At 40.0% G+C, this 20846-nt stretch carries 23 protein-coding genes; 5 read left to right on the forward strand and 18 right to left on the reverse strand.

Features of this window, described 5'->3' with window-relative positions; all coding sequences use genetic code 11:
• Positions 1-751 precede the first annotated feature (751 nt).
• Complete coding sequence (locus tag ACU0NF_RS05685) at positions 752-1318, forward strand: DUF4385 domain-containing protein (protein ID WP_445660429.1); 567 nt, start codon at positions 752-754, stop codon at positions 1316-1318.
• Between the two features lie 335 nt (positions 1319-1653).
• Here the strand turns inward: ACU0NF_RS05685 and ACU0NF_RS05690 are convergent, their stop codons facing one another.
• Together ACU0NF_RS05690 and tsaD are read right to left on the reverse strand one after the other, a co-directional pair.
• Positions 1654-2604 carry a sensor domain-containing diguanylate cyclase gene (locus tag ACU0NF_RS05690; RefSeq protein WP_445660430.1) on the reverse strand — a complete coding sequence of 317 codons (951 nt, stop codon included), beginning with the start codon at positions 2602-2604 and terminating at the stop codon, positions 1654-1656.
• A gap of 200 nt (positions 2605-2804) precedes the next feature.
• Positions 2805-3821: a tRNA (adenosine(37)-N6)-threonylcarbamoyltransferase complex transferase subunit TsaD gene (gene tsaD / locus ACU0NF_RS05695; protein WP_445660431.1), complete on the reverse strand. Its 1017-nt coding sequence runs from the start codon at positions 3819-3821 to the stop codon at positions 2805-2807.
• 144 nt (positions 3822-3965) lie between these two features.
• Here tsaD and rpsU point away from each other — a divergent pair, with 144 nt between their 5' ends.
• Both rpsU and ACU0NF_RS05705 read left to right on the forward strand, forming a co-directional pair.
• Complete coding sequence (rpsU, locus tag ACU0NF_RS05700; protein ID WP_001136722.1) at positions 3966-4181, forward strand: 30S ribosomal protein S21; 216 nt, start codon at positions 3966-3968, stop codon at positions 4179-4181.
• A 34-nt stretch (positions 4182-4215) separates the two neighbouring features.
• On the forward strand, positions 4216-4662 hold the full coding sequence (locus ACU0NF_RS05705; protein ID WP_131267371.1) for a GatB/YqeY domain-containing protein: 447 nt from the start codon (positions 4216-4218) through the stop codon (positions 4660-4662).
• A 73-nt stretch (positions 4663-4735) separates the two neighbouring features.
• Here ACU0NF_RS05705 and ACU0NF_RS05710 read toward each other — a convergent pair whose 3' ends face one another.
• The 14 genes from ACU0NF_RS05710 to ACU0NF_RS05775 form a co-directional block, all read right to left on the reverse strand.
• Positions 4736-5068: a hypothetical protein gene (locus ACU0NF_RS05710; protein WP_445660432.1), complete on the reverse strand. Its 333-nt coding sequence runs from the start codon at positions 5066-5068 to the stop codon at positions 4736-4738.
• A 111-nt stretch (positions 5069-5179) separates the two neighbouring features.
• The gene (locus tag ACU0NF_RS05715) at positions 5180-5548 is read right to left on the reverse strand and encodes a GFA family protein (protein WP_131383443.1); all 369 of its coding nucleotides are present in this window, start codon (positions 5546-5548) and stop codon (positions 5180-5182) included.
• Between the two features lie 43 nt (positions 5549-5591).
• On the reverse strand, positions 5592-7031 hold the full coding sequence (locus ACU0NF_RS05720; RefSeq protein ID WP_445660433.1) for a M48 family metalloprotease: 1440 nt from the start codon (positions 7029-7031) through the stop codon (positions 5592-5594).
• Between the two features lie 86 nt (positions 7032-7117).
• Positions 7118-8086 (reverse strand): 2-hydroxyacid dehydrogenase, encoded by a 969-nt coding sequence (locus tag ACU0NF_RS05725; RefSeq protein WP_445660434.1) that lies wholly within the window; start codon positions 8084-8086, stop codon positions 7118-7120.
• On the reverse strand, positions 8083-8751 hold the full coding sequence (locus ACU0NF_RS05730; RefSeq protein WP_445660435.1) for a hypothetical protein: 669 nt from the start codon (positions 8749-8751) through the stop codon (positions 8083-8085). Before ACU0NF_RS05730 ends, ACU0NF_RS05725 begins: the two co-directional genes overlap by 4 nt.
• A 115-nt stretch (positions 8752-8866) precedes the next feature.
• Complete coding sequence (locus ACU0NF_RS05735) at positions 8867-10717, reverse strand: M48 family metalloprotease (protein WP_445660513.1); 1851 nt, start codon at positions 10715-10717, stop codon at positions 8867-8869.
• 131 nt (positions 10718-10848) lie between these two features.
• The gene (gene purF / locus ACU0NF_RS05740; RefSeq protein ID WP_131383450.1) at positions 10849-12387 is read right to left on the reverse strand and encodes an amidophosphoribosyltransferase; all 1539 of its coding nucleotides are present in this window, start codon (positions 12385-12387) and stop codon (positions 10849-10851) included.
• A 24-nt stretch (positions 12388-12411) separates the two neighbouring features.
• On the reverse strand, positions 12412-12999 hold the full coding sequence (locus tag ACU0NF_RS05745) for a CvpA family protein (protein ID WP_171535421.1): 588 nt from the start codon (positions 12997-12999) through the stop codon (positions 12412-12414).
• Entirely contained in the window at positions 12996-14006 is a 1011-nt protein-coding gene (locus ACU0NF_RS05750) for a quinone-dependent dihydroorotate dehydrogenase (RefSeq protein WP_445660436.1), read from the reverse strand. Before ACU0NF_RS05750 ends, ACU0NF_RS05745 begins: the two co-directional genes overlap by 4 nt.
• Before the next feature lie 90 nt (positions 14007-14096).
• Entirely contained in the window at positions 14097-14576 is a 480-nt protein-coding gene (gene gspM / locus ACU0NF_RS05755; protein WP_445660437.1) for a type II secretion system protein GspM, read from the reverse strand.
• Entirely contained in the window at positions 14576-15715 is a 1140-nt protein-coding gene (gene gspL / locus ACU0NF_RS05760) for a type II secretion system protein GspL (RefSeq protein ID WP_445660438.1), read from the reverse strand. The genes gspM and gspL overlap by 1 nt, the downstream gene beginning before the upstream one ends.
• 30 nt (positions 15716-15745) lie before the next feature.
• A complete protein-coding gene (gene sixA / locus ACU0NF_RS05765; protein WP_445660439.1) occupies positions 15746-16201 on the reverse strand; it encodes a phosphohistidine phosphatase SixA in 456 nt (151 codons plus the stop codon).
• 76 nt (positions 16202-16277) lie between these two features.
• A complete protein-coding gene (locus ACU0NF_RS05770; protein ID WP_445660440.1) occupies positions 16278-17351 on the reverse strand; it encodes an NAD(P)H-dependent glycerol-3-phosphate dehydrogenase in 1074 nt (357 codons plus the stop codon).
• A gap of 33 nt (positions 17352-17384) precedes the next feature.
• Positions 17385-17960, reverse strand: a complete 576-nt coding sequence (locus tag ACU0NF_RS05775; RefSeq protein WP_171535427.1) for a nitroreductase family protein — start codon at positions 17958-17960, stop codon at positions 17385-17387.
• 226 nt (positions 17961-18186) lie between these two features.
• On the opposite strand from ACU0NF_RS05775, the gene ACU0NF_RS05780 reads away from it, so the two are divergent.
• Positions 18187-18567 carry a hypothetical protein gene (locus ACU0NF_RS05780; RefSeq protein WP_370982996.1) on the forward strand — a complete coding sequence of 127 codons (381 nt, stop codon included), beginning with the start codon at positions 18187-18189 and terminating at the stop codon, positions 18565-18567.
• Between the two features lie 137 nt (positions 18568-18704).
• Here ACU0NF_RS05780 and rhlB read toward each other — a convergent pair whose 3' ends face one another.
• Both rhlB and ACU0NF_RS05790 read right to left on the reverse strand, forming a co-directional pair.
• A complete protein-coding gene (gene rhlB / locus ACU0NF_RS05785) occupies positions 18705-19856 on the reverse strand; it encodes an ATP-dependent RNA helicase RhlB (protein ID WP_131319793.1) in 1152 nt (383 codons plus the stop codon).
• A gap of 98 nt (positions 19857-19954) precedes the next feature.
• The gene (locus ACU0NF_RS05790; RefSeq protein ID WP_004648643.1) at positions 19955-20167 is read right to left on the reverse strand and encodes a cold-shock protein; all 213 of its coding nucleotides are present in this window, start codon (positions 20165-20167) and stop codon (positions 19955-19957) included.
• Positions 20168-20549: 382 nt separating this feature from the next.
• Between ACU0NF_RS05790 and ACU0NF_RS05795 the strand changes: the two genes are divergently transcribed.
• On the forward strand, positions 20550-20783 hold the full coding sequence (locus tag ACU0NF_RS05795) for a sulfurtransferase TusA family protein (RefSeq protein WP_131267388.1): 234 nt from the start codon (positions 20550-20552) through the stop codon (positions 20781-20783).
• Positions 20784-20846: the final 63 nt, after the last annotated feature.

A 20846-nucleotide genomic window follows, 5' to 3' on the forward strand; every position in this document is an offset into this window, starting at 1 on the left:
GCGTGACATGTTGGAAAATTTAATTTTAGAAGGGAGATATAAGATATTTTAATTGAATAGATGAGAAGAATGAAATATGTACATCAAATGAGGACACACCCTAGACTTAACCCTCGTCTAATCAAGCTTTGAATTTTTTTCGAAAAAGAATTGTTTAGAATAATATTTATATGATTTGTAACTTTAAAAACAAAATTTTAACAAAATGATTTTGAGGGTCTCGGCGAAAAAATCGTGAATAGTAATTTTTACCATCTTCATGGAATTAAAAATAAATAATGAAAGTGAAAAATCCAGATACAGACAAATCAAAAAATGGACAAGTCCAAAAGGTACTAAAACTTTATTTTGATGTCAGCCAAGTAAACAATATTCGGTAGGTGCTGCGTAGCATTTTTCTAAATCTTGGATGGTTTGGCAAAAATTAGCATTGTCCTAATTTTTTATCATTTAGCCATTTTCACCCCTTTTTTAAATACCGAAATAAAGATCCAAACTTCACATCAAGCTGGCTTCAGATCTTTATTTTGATCGCTAAACTTTGTAAAAATTCTGGATTATTGACTTGCAGACTTTGCTCTAAAAAAGCTTTGAATCATTTTATTTGGACCATATAAACAACTGTTGTTGTATCCATTTCGATTTTGACATATCAAAGTCCATCAAAATGCTTCAAACTCTGTAAAACTTCTTGAGAGTCACGAATATTGTTTATTATTCAGCAGACTCACACATTTTAAGGAATCTCCCCATGACCGATAACGAACAAGATTCATTAACGCCTAAGCCAGACGCCAAACCATTTTCACGCAGCTTTGACTTTTCACTCGACTTTGAAAAGGTTAATTTTAGAAAGCGTCCAGAGTTGTATCGCATTGGTCGTGGTGAAGATGGTGTTTTATTGGTTCAACCCTATACATCTGAAATTTCACCATTTTGGCAATTTGAAGATGAGGCACAAGCTACTGAAAGTAGCGCGAAGATTTTTGCATTATTTTTAGATTATTTAGAAAAAAATGATTTTGTCGGCGCAGACATGGCAAGAAAATTTTTGCTGATGGGCTATACCCGTGCACGTCGTTATGCACATCATAAAAAAGGCACCCATAAAACTGGCCGAAAAAATAAAGGCGTTAGCTCTATAGTTAAAGTAGAACCTAATGATGCGGTTATAGCTGAGAAACAGCCACGTAACACTGAAGATCAGGTGAAAGCTGCTGTTGCGAAAATTTTTAAAGATAAAAGCGATCAGGCAAAATTAAATCCAAAATACATTGAGCTTAAAGAACAATTCAACGAGTTAATCCGTCAAGATTAATTCAACACTGTTATAGAATTATCAATAATAGCTGATACTTAAAGAGCAATTTCAAATTTGGAAATTGCTCTTTTTTATTATGGAAAATCACTTTTCACCATACAATATTTCATGAATTTTCCTGCTGTATAAGTTTGCTCTCGTTACAACTCATTAGGGGGTTTGTATTGCTTATACATGGCAGAAAGGTTTATTGAGAATTTGCAGACAATACTAAAGTTATCACCACCCAATGTTTAAAAAATGGGGTGATGTAAAAATAGATAACGAGAATCTTAAAGTAAGAGACCAATTTAAGTTTTGATCGAAAATAAATAGTCAAAAGTAATGTTTATTTAGATTTTCTGATCTTTAGACTTTATTTGACGTTTATGCTCAAACATTTTTTGATCCGCATCTATAACTGCTTTGAATAATCCATGTGTAGGATGACGCATGGCAACTCCAATCGCTGCGCAGATGTTTGCTTGTGTCAAAGCCTCTTTAATGCGATTTAAAAGTAGCTTCGCGCCTATCTCATCATTTTCTACACTTAAAATAACAAACTCATCACCCCCAAAGCGCGCCACAATATCGTTGCTGCGTGCGGTATCACGTAATACATGGGCAGCCTGTTGAATAAGGTCATCCCCTTTATTATGTCCTAAGCTGTCATTCACTTTTTTTAGATTATTCAGGTCAATAAAAAAAACTGCAGTGGGATGCCCATAACGTTTACAACGCTCTTCTTCTGCATTTACCAACTGCTCCCAAGCTCGACGGTTGTAGAGTCCAGTTAATCCATCTCTTAAAGCTTCCGCTTCTAAGCGCTCACACTGACGGATTTGTTCATTTTGACGCAATTCAGCTTGCAGAATATTACTTAACAAGTTACCGAATAATTCAATTAATTCGACCTCCTGAATAATAGCTTCTGATTTTGTTTGCGGATCAATGGCACACAGCGTACCAAACAGACTTCCATCTTCATGAAACAGAGGTTGCCCAATATAGGATTTAATACTGACTTGTTGGTTAATCGGCGCAGTAGCATATAAAGGTATGTCTTCAGAACGAGGTGCAATTTTAGGCCCCTTACCGGCAACCATATGAGAACAAAAAGAATCAGCCCACTGAAATACCTGTCCAGGCTTTACATCATAGCCGTGATCCTCACTCTGGAGCACAATCCAGTCTTTGGCTTCTACCCGGGTAATCATCCATAAATTAAATCCGAAGCGTTGGTAGAGATACTGCAACACAGCTTGTCCAGCTTCTTGAAAACTTCTGAAATTTTTATGATCCATCCGAATTGGCCTATATTTATGGTCATGAAATAATTAATTTCCATGACCTAATTTAAAAGATTTTTCCAGAATTGAATAAAACTTATCCTGAACGTGATTTCTAGACAGATAAGTATGGAGATGAGTAATTATTTTTTGCAAAATCAGTTCTAACTGAAATAAAAAAAGAGGCATTTCGCCTCTTTTAAAATTCTTAAAACTTATGCTTCTGAAGGATTGGTCAATTCAGTCATCGGCCAACGCGGAGTCGTGGTTACCGACAAGCCTTCATACTGCCCTGCTTTTAAACGTTGATAACCTGCAAATGCAATCATTGCGCCATTATCGGTACATAAAGCTGGTTCTGCATAATATACCTGAGCTTGAATTTTGGCTAAATCCGCTTCCAAGCGTTCACGTAATCGTTTATTGGCACTCACCCCACCTGCAATCACCAAACGTTTCAAACCAGTTTGTTTCAGCGCTTTAACGGACTTTTTCACCAAGGTATCCACCAAGGCTTCTTGGAAGGATGCCGCAATATCAGCTTCACGGTTTTGACCTTCAACTTTTTTCAATTGAATTGAAACCGCAGTTTTTAAACCACTGAAAGAAAAGTCTAAACCTTGATGCAGCATCGGACGTGGGAAATCAAAGGCTGTTGCGCTACCTTGCATCGCCAATTTAGAAATATTTGGCCCGCCCGGATAAGCCAAACCCATCATTTTCGCGACTTTATCAAAAGCCTCACCCGCTGCATCATCAATCGATTCGCCAAGCAATTCATATTGACCAATACCGTGCGCTGCCATGAGCTGGGTATGGCCGCCAGAGACCAATAAAGCGACAAACGGAAACTCTGGTGGTGTTGCTGATAATAAGGGCGCAAGCATATGACCTTCCATATGATGCACACCAATTGCCGGTTTATTTAATGCAAATGCCAAAGTACGACCGAATAATGCACCTGTCATTAATGCGCCCATCAAGCCTGGACCACGGGTATATGCAATGGCATCAATATCTGATTTTTTGATATTACTTTGTTCAAGCAACTGATTAATTAAAGGAATTAATTTTCTTACATGGTCGCGTGAAGCCAGTTCCGGAACAACACCACCATATTCTGCATGCAGTTTAATCTGACTATATAATACCTGTCCTATCAAGCCGACTTCACTGTCATAGAGTGCTAACCCAGTTTCATCACAAGAAGTTTCTAAGCCAAGAACGATCATTAAACTGCCTTTTACCCGTATCTAAATATTGCTAAAGCTATTATAGACTTGTGATATGAGATGTAAATGAGTAAAATACTGTCCTTCACTTGTGATCTAAGGCAATCGTGCCTAGATCTTATCCATAACTTATGAGGATTCTTCATGCCACAAGTTAAATTGAAAGAAGGCGAACCAGTAGACGTAGCTATCCGTCGTTTCAAACGTTCATGCGAAAAAGCTGGTGTTTTAGCGGACGTTCGTAAACGCGAATTCTACGAAAAACCAACTCAAGAACGTAAACGTAAAAAAGCTGCTGCAGTTAAACGCTACCAAAAGAAATTGGCGCGTGAATCTGTACGTACTACTCGCCTTTACTAAGATTAATTTGTGATTGACTGCCTGGACAAGATAAATGACTACTTTAAAAAACCAAATAACCGACGTTTTGAAAGCAACTATGCGTGCCAAAGAAATGTCGACGTTAACGGTAATACGTGGTCTTCAGGCGGCAATTAAGCAAATCGAAATCGATGAGCGCAAAGAGCTTGACGATGTTCAGGTTCTTGCGGTCATTGAAAAGCAAATCAAACAACGTAAAGATTCGATTAAAGCCTTTGAAGGCGCTAATCGACAAGACTTAGCTAGTAAGGAACAAGCCGAACTTGAGATTTTGTCTCAATTTCTACCAGCAGCTATGACTGAGGAAGAGCTTGATTCTATCATTGCGCAGACTATTTCTGCTCAAGAAGCTACTAGCATGAAAGATATGGGTAAGGTGATGAATTCTCTGCGTCCGCTCATAGCCGGGCGCGCCGATCCTGCACAAGTTTCAGCTAAAATTAAAGCGAAACTTGCATAACCCCACTTCTATATCATTGTTTCTTTAACGTTGAACTGCCTTTATTCAAAGACAGTTCGGGCGTATTCCCTTGTTATTTCAGATCACACTGAACATTATATTTTTTCAAAATCAGCATTTCTTTTGATGCCATCACTTGATGAATCACATCCTGCTTGGTCATCTGTCTAAATTTACGATCCAAAGCATCCCGGTTTCGATCTGCCGCTTGATACAGCTGTTCCACATAATTACCTACGATTCCGCAGAATTGGACGTGTTGTTGTGAAGTAAAACTGGTTTGCTGAGCATCTAGGATACTAAAAAAATTTCTGGTGTCCTGCTTATATTGTTGAGAAATTTTCTCCACCGATGTTACATATTGTTCAACATCTGCCCAGGCAATATTTGATGTCGCACACCCCATTAAAAAACAACAAAATAATATTTTTTTCATAATTCAATCAATACTGTTCATCATTAGAAATATAAATCCAGCCCAAGATTATCATAGACTTGAAGTTTCTAGATGCAGATTTTATTTATCAATATGCAAAAAAGATGGCTTGTTTTGGGTATAAGCCTGTTCTGTAGGTGCGGGTAATTTACCCGAAGTAACTGATCCCAAACGCAAACGAATAATTTCAGGCAAATCTACCCGATAAGAATAAATGGGACTAGCGCATTCCTGGCAAAAAACCCGTGCCTTATTTGGGCTATGAAAATATTCTTTTAGAAATTTAATCCCACTCATAATTTCAAATTTGGATTTCTGCAAAGGACTGTTCCAGCCAAAAATTGAACCTTGAGCCATTTGACAGTCTTTACAGTAACATATGATGGTTTTTTCAATTTCACCATGATAACGATACTTGACTATTCCACATAAGCATTGACCTTCTATCATGCTTAACTCCTTTTTATTATCATTGCAAAATCATCATCTACGATTAGATTTTTAGCTGCCGCTCTTTTTGCATTTCATTAAGGCGAATTTTAAGTTTTGCAGATAACAGCTCATTATTTTTGACCAAGCGCTGTGCATGCAATAAGGACTTAATCGCATTTTCTTCCCAGCCGGACCAATATTCCACTTCCGCACGATAACGCAATACATTAACGGTTCTAAATGGCGACTGCTGATCGATATTTGCTACTTGCTGCATTAAGCGCCAGGCCTGAATATCACGAGGGTTCTTATTGATAAAACGCTGAACCAAGTTCTGTGCTTGAGTAACCTGTTTTTGACGAATAAATACTTCAGTCAATTTAAATGCTAAAGCCCGATTTTCAGGCATAATTCGTGCGGCAGACTGAAGGGATTTATAGGCTTCATCGATTTTATTTTGCCCCAAATAAATATCAGTTTGAATGAGTACCAACAAATTATTTAAGCGCTGCTGTGCCTTTGCCTGATCCAAAACTTGCTGAGCTAAAACATAGTCGCCTTGTTTGAGATAAAAAGCGGATAAAGCCAACTGCCCTGCAAAATTTTTACGATTGGCTAGAATCTGTAATTGCTGTTCAGTGGCCTGATTGGAAATTACCCGACTGTACCATTTCAGTATTTCAAAATCTTCATCATGCAAACTTGATTTCACTCTAGGAAACTGGTTCGCCCTTAAACGTGCTTCACTCATCCGTTCCGTACTTAAGGGATGAGTTAACCAAAAGTCAGGCAAGAAGCTAACCTTACTGGTTGATCGGTCCATCACTTCAAAAAAGTCAGCCATACTTTGCGGATTATAACCTGCAGTATACATATATTGCATACCAATCCGGTCCGCCTCACGCTCCTGGTTACGGCTGTAATTCAACTGCTTATCCATTAATGCAGCTTGCGACCCCAACATCACGGCTGTACCCACATCACCATCGGCCTGCGAAGCCACCAATGCTCCCACCAAAAGCCCTGCCAAAGTCAGTAAGCCCTGCCCCTTAAAAGCTTCTTGCGAACGGCTATAATGACGTTGTGATATATGTGCAACTTCATGCGCCATGACGCCCGCCACTTCATCCATATTTCGAGCAGAAATCACCATTCCTGTATTAATGGCAAATAACCCGCCAGGAACGGCAAAAGCATTGATTTGAGGATCATTGATAATGACCAGCCCTATAGGCTGTCCAAGCTGGGTTTGACTTAAAATATGGGAAAATACACTGACCAATTGATCTTCTAGCCATGGATTTTGCAGCACAGGCATTTGTTTATGAACTTCACGAAATACTTTTTCGCCAATCATTTTTTCTTTTTGCTGGTCTATTAAACCGACACCACTGCCAATTTCAGGAACATTAAATTGGGGCATTGAATTCAGATTCGCACTGTGCGTCGATCCCACAATTGAGACCAAACCAATACTGCAAGCCAATAAATACCGTTTCAATGTTATATTCTCAAACTGCTTTTTTTCAATTTATCAGACTATAACATTGAAAATTGGAGGGATTTGCAATGAAGTGTTATCAAATTTTAAGAAAATGAAGGATTCACCACATAAGCTGGGGTTCGCCCTTCCAGTGCATCGACCACATTACGATAAGCCAGTTCAGCCATTTTTTTACGTGTTTCCGCAGTTGCAGAACCGACATGCGGCATCGTCACCACATTATCCAAATTAAAAAGTTCAGATTCCTGTAAAGGCTCTTTCAAATAAACATCCAGACCTGCAGCAAATATTTTACCAGCTTTCAAGGTCTCAATGAGTGCTTGCTCATCGACCACAGAACCACGTGCAATATTGACAAACACCGCATGCGGCTGCATCTGATCGAACTCATGCTGACCAATCAGCGCTTTAGATTCTGTATTTAAGTCAACAGCAACCACAACAAAATCTGACTGCTGTAACAGTTCATCCAGACCGCAATATCGAGCATTTAAAGGCTGTGCCAATTCCAGCTTTTCACGACGATTATGATAAAGAATATTCATGTTGAAGCCGTAAAAGCCCCGACGCGCGATAGCAGCACCAATATTACCCAGACCAATAATACCTAAGGTTTTAGCAGAAATATCGCGGCCAAATTGGGCTTCAGCTGCAGTACGCTTCCATTGTCCTTGCTTGGTCCATTGATCCAAGTAAGGAACTTTACGCGCAGCACTCATCAGCAAGGTAAAAGCTAAATCGGCAGTGGTTTCTGTGAGCACATGAGGCGTATTGGATAACCAGATTTTTTTCTGATTTAAATAAGCCAGGTCATAGTTGTCATAACCGACGCTGACACTGGAAATAATTTTAAGTTGTTGTGCAGTCGCCAAATTGCTTTCATTGAGTAGACGCCCTGCACCAATCATGGCATCTGCATCTTTAACCTGTACTCTGATCTGCTGGTTAACATCACCCAGTTTTGGATTAATGATCTCCACCTGATATTGAGCTTGTAAACGTTGCAGCACATCTGAATCTAACTGGCTAAAAACAACAACTTTCTTCTTCATGTAACATCCGTGTTCTGATTGGTTCTTTGCATAAATCGCCATAAACGTTTTTTTAATAAAGGCTGATCCAGCATCTCTTGCAAGCCAGCCAAATGAATACTTTTTGAATGATTAAAATAAGGAAATTGCCCTAAAAAAATAATATTTTTATCTGCACTAATGGCATCTATAAAACCTTGCACATAACTTTCTGCACCGCGGCCATCCTGGAAATTGATTAAAGGAAATGGCCACTGCAATTCATAGTATTCCGCTTGAAGAGCTTGCTGAATATTATTCCATAGTTGCTGTTGTTCAGCGCTCAGTTCAGTCGCATCAGTCACGATGACACAATGTGGCAAACCAAAAGCCTGCAATTGAAAAGCTGCAATGTGTAGCGCAGGTCGTTCCTCAACAACTTGAGGCACAATTTCAGCTTGAACTTCTTTGACCACCGGCGTTGGCGTTGGTAAGGGCTCTGCTTGATCAAGCGTTTTAAGCTGTTCAGCCTTTAGTTCCGGCACGATGAGCGGCTGAGCTTTCGCCACCACAATTTCACTCAGATATTCGGGTGCAGCCTGATCACGCCAAATGGATGAGGACGGCATATTTTGACATGCAGCATCCTTAGGAACCCAGATATCGATTCCTAATGTTGCCAGTATGTCACGCTGATGCCCTATCATCTTTTTTCATCACCCATTGAATGCTTGGTATTCTAACGAGATTAGTTGCCTTTTGCTGATCTTTTATTAAAGATTAGTTTAATCATCACTCATCTATAATTTTATCGCAGCTTGTTTATACAATCATCAAACTATTTTTTTTCTGCATTTGCTCAACAATTTCATCCGTTTCAAAACCAAAACGCCAGTAGAGTAATTGCAAAACATCCAGTTCATCCTGGGTAATAATACGATCATTCCACAAGCACAACTCTGCAATACCCAAAATACTTAAACGGTCGCGCAGTAGTAAGCCTGCGATATCATTCAATATTTCTGCCAGATCAATGGGCTCATCCGAGATTTCGGTATACATCTCCAATTCTTTGGCAGTAAGTACACGCTTGAGAATCTTTTCACGTACATCCAGCTGGTTCAGGCTATTGATTTGCTGCACATGTAACAAGGCATCAATCAGGCGCACAATATGCGGCTTAACTTCCTCCAGTGAAGTCGGCGTATGTAATGGAAGAAGATTCAATTCAAATTTCACATACTCAAGCAGCAAGGCATCCAGCAGACCAATTTCACCATCCTCCTGAATAATGCGCGCCAATTTCATTAAAAACTGCCGTGCAATAGTGGCAGGCATTGCGCCAATATTTTTACACGCATCATAAAAAATAGAGATATGAACCCGACCATCTAAATTGAGCAATGAATCGACAATTGCCCGGCTAACTTCCGCATCTGCAGGAATAAATTCACGGTACTGTCGAATCATTAAAATGGATACCATCACTTCTCGTGAACCGGTTGCTGTTTGCAATGCCCGCTGGATCAGCTCAGGACGCTGTATATTATTTCGGATTTCTGGATTTAAAGGTTTAATCGCATCATTAATAGCAAAGCTAATTGGCGATAAACGCAGTAATGGCAAGGGTTGTGGTGAACTCCACGGTGAATATATCTGACCATTCACTTCATCTAATGACCGGAACAAACTAAAAAGTGGCTGATTGCGTAATTTTTTTAAATTTTCGAGCTGTAAATCCTGCACTAAACCTGGGTTCAACTCATAAATACGTTGCTCAATACTTGGGTGGATATTCATCCAGTTTTGCGGACTTAAAGAATTGGCAAAACACATGTGAGCAATAGATTCAGCGTATTCACTGTGAATTTGCGAGCCTGAATGATGCACATAAACCCTTAATAAAGTTTGCACATTAGCATCGTTTTGAATTAACCGTCTGGTTTTTTGGTCATTTTTAAAGGTCCGTCCACCCAATGAAATATATTTAATAAATCGGGTAATCAAAACCCCTAGACTTCCAATCAGCCAGATCACTCCACCCATCGCAACAAAAAAGGTCGCAAATTTATGGGTATGTGCTTGCCCATGCTTGGTAAAACCCAGTTTGGCAATTTTACTGCCCCACTGGCTGAAGGTCGTCAGACTGCTGTAAAGGATTTTTAGACGGGTGTTTTCTGCCGTTTCACCCGATAGAATTTTATTAAATTCATGACTGAGTAAACCATATAGCTCTAATTCATCTAAATTTTGTAACGCACCCCAAGTCAAAATAATCACAATATCACGCGGATAAAAACCTGCGGTCAGTGCATTTACACCCACTTCACCGGGAAGCACATAGACGGCTGGCGTTTCAATTAAAAAAGTATCTGCTAATTGTTCAGTGATTTTAAGCGCAATGCTTTCCTCAGGAATACTTTCAATCAGGCTTAATCGACGCGCCCCCAACTGTATTGCCAGCGAATGCCCACCGGAACGAAATACATAAAACTCGTACAGGACGGAAATCGTCATCACGCTCAGCAGCAGCACGATGAGATAAGGACTCAAAGCATGCCAAAACACAGACTGGTTAGGATTAAGATAAAAGACCATCAGGCCGGTGATGGTATTTAAAATGAATAGTGTGAGCACTACCGCAAGCATACAAATACTTGCAGACCAAAGCATATTTTTGTTTTGAATAAAAGAATAACCCGCACTCTTCAATGTGAAGATCCTTTATTACATTGTATTTTGTTTGAACATCATAAATTAAAAAAGCGGGAATTTCCCGCTTTTCATAGAATTAAGAAGAATTTTTATTCTTCTTTCACTCCGGTAAGATCCACCGATGCAGCATCAATATTCACATCGATATAACCACCAACGGCTTTTTTTGCAGAATCATTACGTTTACGCTCAAGCTCATCTAGATAAGCTGCATCAATTCCGCCTGCCACATACACGCCATCAAAAACTGAACAGTCAAATTCTTGCAGTGCTGGGACTTTACTGGTACGAACTGCACCTTTCAAATCTTCCAGATCCTGGAAAATCAAACGGTCGGCACCAATAATTTCACGGATTTCTTCAACACTACGACCCGATGCAATCAGCTCATCTTTTGCAGGCATATCAATACCGTAGACGTTTGGATATTTCACCATCGGTGCAGCTGAGGCAAAGAATACTTTCTTCGCACCGGCATCACGCGCCATTTGGATAATCTCGTTACAGGTGGTACCACGAACAATCGAGTCATCCACCAGTAAAACGTTTTTGTCTTTAAACTCAAGTTCAACCGGGTTCAATTTTTGACGAACTGATTTTTCACGTTGTTGCTGGCCCGGCATAATGAAGGTACGTCCGATATAACGGTTCTTCATGAAGCCTTCACGGAATTTAACGCCCAGAATATTGGCAAGTTCCAAAGCGGAAGTACGTGATGTATCTGGAATTGGAATCACCACATCAATGTCGTGTTCTTCGCCCCACTCACGCGAAATTTTATACGCGAGTTTTTCACCCATCTTCAGACGTGCTTTATAAACTGAAATACCATCGATGGTTGCATCTGGACGTGCAAAATACACATATTCAAAGATACAAGGACGGTATTCAGGATTTTCCGCACATTGTTTGGTAAACATCTCGCCTTCAGAAGTAATGAAGATTGCTTCACCCGGTTCAATATCACGTTCAACTTTAAAGCCTAAAGCAGTAATTGCCACTGATTCAGAAGCAATAATATATTCCATGCCTTTTTCAGTTTCACGCGAACCATAAATCAATGGACGAATACCGTTTGGATCACGGAAGCCCACCAGACCATGTCCAGTGATCATTGCCACAACGCCATAAGCACCTTTACAACGCTCATGTACACGTGAAACCACCTGGAAAATATCTTCTGCAGTTGGATTCAGCTTGCCACTTTTTTGCATTTCGTGTGCAAAAACGTTGAGCAGCACTTCAGAGTCTGAATCGGTATTCATATGACGAAGATCTGTCTTAAACAAATCATCGTGAATTTCTTCAGCGTTGGTCAAGTTACCGTTATGCGCCAAGGTAATACCATAAGGCGAGTTCACATAAAACGGCTGTGCTTCTGCACTACTTGAAGAACCTGCCGTTGGGTAACGCACATGACCAATACCGTAATTACCTAGCAGTGCACGCATGTGACGCGTATGAAAGACGTCTCGTACCATACCGTTGTCTTTACGCAGGAACAAACGCCCTTCATGACAAGTTACTATTCCGGCTGCATCCTGACCACGATGCTGTAACATCGTTAATGCATCAAACAACATTTGGTTAACAGGTGATTTACCAGCTATACCAACTACTCCACACATAGCAACCTCGCAAACAAGCTAGGATTAATAAAAAGGATTATTTGTTGATTCATCTGTACGCGCTGCATGCTTTTGCGTTTTATCAGATGATGAGTCGGAAGATGTCGGCGCACCTTCATCGGACTTGATATGATTGAGTGCTCCATTCGCAGCTTCTTTGGAAAGCTGAGCTGCCCACGGTGCATAAGGGATAAGAAGTTGTACAAACTTAGACTGTTTCCAGTGCGGAGAACTTTCCACCCAAGGACCAATGCCTTGCATGGTAATGAGTACAATCATTAAGCCCTTCAAAGAGCCAAAAGCACCACCTGCCAGTCTGTTGAGGGGGCCAAGTTTTAGGCTCTTTAATATCTTGTTGAGAAATGCAGTAATAATCCAGGTTAAAACCACCATAACCAATACAATAAATGCAAAAGCTGCAATTTTTTGTACCACCGGATCTCCACTAAGTGAGACCATCGAAGGTGCCAGGATGGTTGCATATTTTGCACCGATGATGAGTGCAAAAATCCATCCTACCAAGTTCGCAAAGGCTGAAACCAATCCTTGTCGCAAACCGTTGAGCCCTCCAATGAGCAAAATAATCAGTATGAAGATATCCAGTGTATTCATGGTGTATTTAGCGCATCAACACAATCTTTAACCAGTGTTGGACCTGTATATATGAGGCCACTATAAATTTGTACAAGGTTTGCACCAGCAGCTTGTTTTGCAACTGCCTGCTCACCTGACAAAATACCGCCGACACCAATCAATGGAACTTGACCTTTCAATGCTTTTGAAAATGCTGCAAGACAAGCGGTACTTTTTTCAAAGACTGGCGCACCAGACAGGCCACCCGCTTCATTACCGTGCTTGAGATTTTCCACGCCTTCACGTGACAAAGTGGTATTCGTTACAATCAAACCATCAATTTTAAACTGGATCAATTGCTTTGCAATAAATTCGATATCTTCAGCCGTTAAATCCGGAGCAACTTTAAGCACCAAAGGGACATAATGCTGATGTTCTTCAGCCAATTCAAGCTGACGCTTTCTTAAAGTTTGCAACAATTCTGTCAGCGCATCACCGCTTTGCAGGCTACGCAAATTTTTGGTATTCGGTGATGAAATATTGACAGTCACATAAGAGGCATAGTTATAGACTTTTTCAAGACAGATCAGATAATCATCGACTGCATTTTCAACTGGAGTATCGGCATTTTTACCGATATTAATCCCCAAGATGCCTTTGAATTTTGCAGCTTTGACATTTTCAATGAGTTTGTCTACCCCGTCATTATTAAAACCCATACGGTTAATAATGGCTTTGGCTTCAGGTAAACGGAATAAACGGGGATGAGGATTGCCTGCTTGTGGACGCGGTGTAATGGTTCCAATTTCAATAAAACCGAACCCCAGTCCAGCCAGGGCATCAATATAAGCGCCATTTTTGTCTAGGCCGGCAGCTAAACCCACTGGATTGGGAAATTGAATTCCCATACAGGTCACTGGTTTAGCGGCAATGCTTTGACGCATCATGCCCATGCGATGAGCTGATTTCAATAACGATAGTGTCAGCTCATGTGCACGCTCTGGTGCTAAAGAAAACAACAAAGGGCGGGCAAGAGAATACAACATATCTGTAAAAGTCTACTGCTTTTTAAGTCGCCATATTATAGGCATAGCGCATAGAAAACACCATGCTTAGCAGGTCTTTATTTTTACCCATTATTGCACTGTCGCTGTTAATTTAATCTGACCCGCTTCGGAAATTAATTCTAATTTTTCAAGACTTAGGCCCATTTGAGCGAGTTGGGTTAAAAAATTTGCCAAAATCGCATAATTTTCATGCGCCGCCACAATCTGAATTTGCTCACCTGCTTGCTGTGATGCAACCGATAACCCTTGCTGCTGGGCAACACGTTGCACTTTATCTGCCGCACTTAACTGCAAATCATCTGCAGGTTTCATGGTCACGGCATTACTTTGCATCCAGACCATCATGTCTTTTAAATCATTGACCCGATTTTGCTGCTTGTTGGCCGCTGCATGCATAAACCAAAGTGCCGAACCAATGGCCGCAACCAGAACAAAAATGCTGGTAAAAATCACCAGATAGCGCTCACGTACAGACAACCGATCTAAGTAATCCGTGATTTTTTCTATCGATTGATCAATCGAGCTTTGCAGTTTTTCTGATGTTTTCATTATTGTATTTTCACCAATCCAATTGCACCCGCACCATTCGGCTGAATATTGCCTAATTCAACTTTAAACCCTTGCTGATTAAGTTGTTGGGTTAAATTCTGCAATGCCGTAGCAGAATTGGCTTTCAGTTCCATATTTAAAACTGAAGCATCGTAATTGATACGATTGGCCACAATCTGATTTTGCATTAAAACGGGACCTACTCGACTTAGTAACTGCAAGGCTTGCGTACTGGCACTTTTATTCAAACGCACATGACTTTCAAACTGGCTTTTTAAATTCTGCTCAGTAACACGGCTACTCTGCCCAAACCAGTATTTATACTGGTCAATCGCTTGTACTGCGGTCTGATCTGCCACTTTTTTATATTTGTACCAGCGAGTTGCATCATAAATGAACTGAACCATTAAAGCAGCGAGCAACACAACCGCACACGCTTTCCAATATCCCGCTACACCGGTGCTGTTTTTTGCTTTCGGCAGGATATTAAAAGGATGAGCTTTGGCTTTTTTTAACACCGGTAATTCATAATGAAAAGATTCAATCTGCTCATGCGTAACCATCGCCTCAAGGCTTTGCATTTGTTCAGCAGTAAAATTGCTGATTTTATAACGCTGTCCTTGCGGCTGATAATCTAAAAATAAGGCTAAATCATCAACCGAATTTCCCAGAAATTCATTTTCACGTACCAATAAACGTCCTGATACATTGGCAATGACGGCTTGTCCTGCTTCAGGAATGGGTAAAATCAGAAAATCAGGCAATAAAGAAATGACTTTAACCGGAATCAAACTCAAGGCATGTTGCAGCATTTCAACTGTGCTATTTGCGACACCCAAAATGAACAACTGATCCGGATTTTGAAAATGATGTAATACCTTCATTGAATCAATAGGTAAAACCACAAATTCTTCTAATAGATATTTAACCCCGTCCATACCCAATTTTTTATATTGTGATTTGGCTAAAGTCTGCTGCACCATTTGCACATCACGGCTTGGAAAAAATATGACCGCTTCTTCCCCATGATAGGCTTGCGTCTCTTGAATCAAATGCTCGAGACTGGAAGCCTGATACCAGCTCTCTCCAGTCGACCATTGCCAAACCCCATTGGCTTCAGGCATCCATAAATACAACATTAATGTTTTTCTGCCGTTTTAATTAATATTTTATGTGTTTGGAATAAAACTTTTTAACTGTGTCGATAATCCGGTTGCAATGACTGCTTGCTCATATATGCGCGCTTCAGCCAGAGCATAAGGATGGAATGACTCAGATGTCAATAATGATGAAATATGTGCCACCACATTCATATGACAAACCACAACAACCGACTCATAAGGCAGCTGGGACAACCATTCAACTGCGGATTTCGCATCATCTTCAGGTTTAATCTTATTACACACCAGCACAGGTACATCATTAAAATAATGTTGCAGATGTGCCAAAGTCTCTTGTGCACGCAATAAAGGACTCACCACAAATACATCGGGTTGAATCATGTCCTTTAAATATTCTGCGGTGTGTTGCGCCTGCTTATGCCCTCGCTTGGTTAATGGACGTTTGTCATCATTTCCATTGACCGCAGGAGAGGCTTCACCATGACGGACTAAAGTGAGTTGCATAAAATTTCCTTATCCTCAATATGCAGCAATTATAACCCAGCTTTATGACAGAGCTCATTTATTCAAGCATTTGAAATTACACTTCATGGTGTGGCAAAACAAATTCCACATCACTACGATGTCCATTCTTCATCAGTGAAAGTGCAATGCTTAAAGGTGGCGCCCCCTCAAAAATAACATCATATAGGGCACTGGTGATAGGCATATAGACATCCAGTTCTTCTGAACGGCTGCGTACCTGAACAATGGTATTAATCCCTTCTGCCGTTTGACCCAACTCTTTAGTCGCCTGCTCCAAGCTCTTACCTGAACCCAAAGCAAAACCGACTTGGTAATTCCGGCTCAGTGGACTACTACAAGTCGCAAATAAATCCCCCACCCCAGATAACCCCAGGAAGGTCAACGGATTTGCACCCAATTTCACCGCGAAACGGCTCATTTCGGCCAATGCGCGGGTTAAAATCATACTCTTGGTATTTTCACCCACTTTATAAGCTGCAGCCATACCCATCGCTACTGCATAGATATTTTTTAATGCCCCCCCCAGTTCCACCCCATGCACATCATCACTGCCAAATACACGGAATAATGCGCTGTGTAAGGCTTGTTGCACAGCATAACGCACCAGTTCAGACTGACTTGCAATCACGGTGCCTGCCGGTTGTCCCGCCATAATTTCTTTGGCTAAATTCGGCCCAGAAAGCACACCATAAGGCACTTCGGGTAATTCTTCACGAATAATATCGCTCATAAAACTAAAGGTTTTTGCTTCTATGCCTTTGGTTAAGGAGATGACCGCCTGTGAAGTAATGAAGGGCTTAATTTGTTTGAGTACATCACGAAAAGAATGGCTTGGAATCGCCACTAAAATAATATCGCGATTACAAATAGCCGTTTCCAAATCGGTTACCGCATTTAAACCCGACTCTAAAGTAAAATCGGGTAAATAACGTTTATTGACATGCGTTTGATTAATTTCTGCTGCGGCAACTTCATCACGAATCCAGATCATGGTATCGCAACCATTACGCACTGCTGTATTGGCCATTGCAGTACCGAAACTACCACCACCTAAAACTGTTACGCGTAACGCCGTTTTTTGATCTAAGGATACAGGTTCAACAAGATCTGAAAATTTCAACTCTGACATTATTTTTATATCTCGACTCAGTATTCAATAAAGTTATTTATTCCAATAACTCACATAATTTTGTGTATTTATTTCTGCACGTGCAGGAATTGCTTTTACCGCAGTTCCAATATAAATAATTCCAGAAATTAAATCATCTTCTGCAAGACCTAAAGCCTGTTTAAACAAATTCGACTTAATTACAGCACCACTTCGCCACATAGTTGAAAAACCCTGAACTTGTAACGACAACAAAAAGTTTTGTATTGCCGCACCAGTACTTAAGGTCTGTTCAAAATCGGGAACTTTGGGATGGGGCTGAAACTGAGTTAATGCTAGAACCAAAAGGGGTGCACGAAATGGATGGTTTTTGACACGGTCTAACTGAGCCGGATCGGTTTCGCCCAAATCTGCCAAAGCTTTAGACAGTAACTCACCAAAAGCTTCACATTGATCAGCCGGAATAACCACAAAACGGGTGGGTTTTAAACGGTGATGATCGGGTGCCGTCAGTGCCGCTTGAAAGGCCTTTTCCAACTGCTCTGCATTCGGTGCAGGCTCGACCAAGTGACCAATCGACTGACGTTGATGAATATTAAAATGAACCATATCTACCGCGGAATCAGTCATTAACTTCTATATCTGTGTACTAAAATATTTCATTAAGATTAGCATATTCTTATTCAGATACTCTAGAGCAATTAGCCGACCCCTTGTACTCAATTCCATTCTTGCTTATAAGAAAGTCACAGATAGACCCTATAAAACTGCATATTTCATACAACTCTTTCAAAATACATCCAAAAAGTTATGCTCAAATGCTTTTTATTCTTTTAAAACGAATCAGGGGAAAAAGATGAATAAAGTTTTTGCGCTCTCTTCCACAGTCGCTGTTGCTCTAGCCTTAACTGCATGTGCATCCAATCCAACCACATCACTAGCAATTCAAAAACAAAATAACCAATATGAAGTGACAGGCGTAGGTAAAAGCAATCTTATTTCTAAAAACAATGCGATTACTGCTGCAAACAATACTTGCGGCAAAAAAGCCACTGCCGTCGTGATTGATGAAAAAACTGAATACAACGGTGCTTTAAAAGGCGTTGTTGATGAAAAAACCGGACAAATGATTCAAGCTGCAACCAGCGTATTGGGTACTTTGACAGGAAATAGTGGCAGTCTCGCTCGTGATGAAGACTACCAAACCGTGCTTACCTTTAGCTGCCGGGCTAACTAAATTCCTAGAAAATAATTCTACTGCATCGTATCAATCAAATAATGATGTTTATAGAAATTCTATGAAGTTTAGAGAGATACACAAAAAAGCCGCTTAAAATAAGCGGCTTTTTATTTAACACTTTTTGCTAAGGCAAATTAACAATAACCTTCCATCCGGGTTAATGGCAGTTTTTGACCAATGGCCTTTTCAATTTCCGGAAGATAGAATGCATCATCTTCGGACAAGAAACTAATACTTACACCACGTGCACCTGCGCGGCCTGTACGACCGATACGGTGCACATAATCATCCGATTGTTCAGGCAAAGTAAAGTTTATAACATGTGAAACGCCATCTACATGGATACCACGACCGGCAACATCGGTTGCAATCATAATATTATGTTGACCATTTTTAAATTGATCGAGCATTTTGGTACGTTTGTCTTGGGCAATTTCACCGGACAACATGACCACCTTATAGCCATCTCTTTTTAGATGATCATAGAGTTTACGCACCTGGTCACGACGATTGGCAAAAATCATGACTTTTTCAATCGGCTCATCGCGTAAAATTTCTTGCAGTAACTTATATTTATCTGTTTTTGCAACCATGTAAACGCGTTGTTCAACATCTGCATTGGTTTTCTTTTCTGGCTCAATTTCAACAGTAACGGGTTCAAACAGCCATTGTTGCGCCAAGTTTAAAACATCATAACTAAAGGTTGCAGAGAACATGAGCGTTTGACGCTGTTCTTTACGCGGTGAATAACGCACAATTCGTTTAACAGATGGAATGAAGCCCATATCGAGTAAACGGTCTGCTTCATCAATCACCAAAAATTCGATTTGATCTAGCCAAACTTCTTTTTGTTCAACAAAGTCGATTAAACGACCCGGTGTCGCCACAATAATATCGACAAACTGTTTATCCAGTTGGGCTTTTTGCTTATCAAAATCAACCCCACCCAACAAGGTAACCACATGTAAATCGGTAAATTTAGTTAAATCTTTAGCATCACTTTCAATCTGTAAAGCCAGCTCACGTGTTGGAGCCAGAATGAGTGCGCGTGCTTCGCCACGAAAACGTTGTTCTTTAATCGGATTGTTGAGCAAATCATTAATTACACTGACCAGAAAAGCAGCTGTTTTCCCGGTACCAGTCTGAGCACGGCCAATGGCATCATGTCCAGCCAAAGTAAATTTTAAAACCTTTTCCTGAATTGGTGTCATTTCTTTGAAACCTAAAGCATCAATCGCTTGTTTAAGTTTCGGATGTAAATTTAAGGTTTCAAAACCAGATGACATATAAATGTGCTCTAACTTAATAATCAGGATAATTGTAGCCTATTATAAACAAAAACGCCCCAAATTACATTGGGGCGTTCTCATGAATAATCAGGCGATTAGTCTAAAGGTTGTACTTCTTCAGCTTGGAAGCCTTTTTGACCTTTAACTACGCTGAATTCAACACGTTGGCCGTCACGAAGTGAACGGTGACCGTCACCTTGGATAGCGCGGAAATGAACGAATACGTCGTCGCCGCCGTTACGTTGAATAAAGCCGAAGCCTTTAGTGTCGTTGAACCATTTAACTACGCCTTGTTCACGAGCTGTCATAAGTTAATCCTCATTGTATTTAATAGAAGGACCACCCGGTGTTGCAAACAGCAGAGTAAACAAGGTTTAAAAATAATTATTATTTCTAAGCTTGTAATCATTCTGTATTACTATTAACAAAATCCCGGTTACATCCATTTCAATATCCAACTTTAAGACAAATTTAACTGTGTCATTAATTTGAATACGCGACGAGCTTATCATGGGTTTATAACAATTCATACTGTTTTTTTTGAATAATTTACCTTTTGATCGAGTTTTATTTTACTAATTATTTCTCTATTTTATATCGGTACTTTTTATGTTGAAATTATATAATTTCATTTAGATTTGGCACTAAATTTGCTAACATTTCACAAAGTTTTTTCTGAAATTTAATGTGATGAATGATCTAGCCAATCCAGCAATTATCATAGATGCGATGGGCCAACCCTGCCCCATGCCATTATTGATGCTTAAGCGAGCGATCAAGAATAAATCAGATCATCTATTTTTATTGAAATCGTCAGATCCACATAGTCAGCAAGATGTAACTCGCTATTGCCAAATGCATCAATTGAAATGCAATATGACAAAAATAACTGACGCTGAATATCACTACTTAATTGAATCTTAATTATTTTCAATTAAACTAGTACTTTTCAAATTTGCATAAAAAATTACATTTCTCTACCCAATA

This window comes from Acinetobacter sp. F16 (genome assembly GCF_052712855.1).

Excerpts from the sequence above, each read along its gene's own strand:
- ACU0NF_RS05685 (WP_445660429.1), top strand. The coding sequence starts at position 752 with ATGACCGATAACGAACAAGATTCATTAACGCCTAAGCCAGACGCCAAA.
- ACU0NF_RS05690 (WP_445660430.1), bottom strand. The coding sequence starts at position 2,604 with ATGGATCATAAAAATTTCAGAAGTTTTCAAGAAGCTGGACAAGCTGTG.
- tsaD (WP_445660431.1), bottom strand. The coding sequence starts at position 3,821 with ATGATCGTTCTTGGCTTAGAAACTTCTTGTGATGAAACTGGGTTAGCA.
- rpsU (WP_001136722.1), top strand. The coding sequence starts at position 3,966 with ATGCCACAAGTTAAATTGAAAGAAGGCGAACCAGTAGACGTAGCTATC.
- ACU0NF_RS05705 (WP_131267371.1), top strand. The coding sequence starts at position 4,216 with ATGACTACTTTAAAAAACCAAATAACCGACGTTTTGAAAGCAACTATG.
- ACU0NF_RS05710 (WP_445660432.1), bottom strand. The coding sequence starts at position 5,068 with ATGGGGTGTGCGACATCAAATATTGCCTGGGCAGATGTTGAACAATAT.
- ACU0NF_RS05715 (WP_131383443.1), bottom strand. The coding sequence starts at position 5,548 with ATGATAGAAGGTCAATGCTTATGTGGAATAGTCAAGTATCGTTATCAT.
- ACU0NF_RS05725 (WP_445660434.1), bottom strand. The coding sequence starts at position 8,086 with ATGAAGAAGAAAGTTGTTGTTTTTAGCCAGTTAGATTCAGATGTGCTG.
- ACU0NF_RS05730 (WP_445660435.1), bottom strand. The coding sequence starts at position 8,751 with ATGATAGGGCATCAGCGTGACATACTGGCAACATTAGGAATCGATATC.
- ACU0NF_RS05735 (WP_445660513.1), bottom strand. The coding sequence starts at position 10,717 with ATGCTTTGGTCTGCAAGTATTTGTATGCTTGCGGTAGTGCTCACACTA.
- purF (WP_131383450.1), bottom strand. The coding sequence starts at position 12,387 with ATGTGTGGAGTAGTTGGTATAGCTGGTAAATCACCTGTTAACCAAATG.
- ACU0NF_RS05745 (WP_171535421.1), bottom strand. The coding sequence starts at position 12,999 with ATGAATACACTGGATATCTTCATACTGATTATTTTGCTCATTGGAGGG.
- ACU0NF_RS05750 (WP_445660436.1), bottom strand. The coding sequence starts at position 14,006 with ATGTTGTATTCTCTTGCCCGCCCTTTGTTGTTTTCTTTAGCACCAGAG.
- gspM (WP_445660437.1), bottom strand. The coding sequence starts at position 14,576 with ATGAAAACATCAGAAAAACTGCAAAGCTCGATTGATCAATCGATAGAA.
- gspL (WP_445660438.1), bottom strand. The coding sequence starts at position 15,715 with ATGTTGTATTTATGGATGCCTGAAGCCAATGGGGTTTGGCAATGGTCG.
- sixA (WP_445660439.1), bottom strand. The coding sequence starts at position 16,201 with ATGCAACTCACTTTAGTCCGTCATGGTGAAGCCTCTCCTGCGGTCAAT.
- ACU0NF_RS05770 (WP_445660440.1), bottom strand. The coding sequence starts at position 17,351 with ATGTCAGAGTTGAAATTTTCAGATCTTGTTGAACCTGTATCCTTAGAT.
- ACU0NF_RS05775 (WP_171535427.1), bottom strand. The coding sequence starts at position 17,960 with ATGACTGATTCCGCGGTAGATATGGTTCATTTTAATATTCATCAACGT.
- ACU0NF_RS05780 (WP_370982996.1), top strand. The coding sequence starts at position 18,187 with ATGAATAAAGTTTTTGCGCTCTCTTCCACAGTCGCTGTTGCTCTAGCC.
- rhlB (WP_131319793.1), bottom strand. The coding sequence starts at position 19,856 with ATGTCATCTGGTTTTGAAACCTTAAATTTACATCCGAAACTTAAACAA.
- ACU0NF_RS05790 (WP_004648643.1), bottom strand. The coding sequence starts at position 20,167 with ATGACAGCTCGTGAACAAGGCGTAGTTAAATGGTTCAACGACACTAAA.
- ACU0NF_RS05795 (WP_131267388.1), top strand. The coding sequence starts at position 20,550 with ATGAATGATCTAGCCAATCCAGCAATTATCATAGATGCGATGGGCCAA.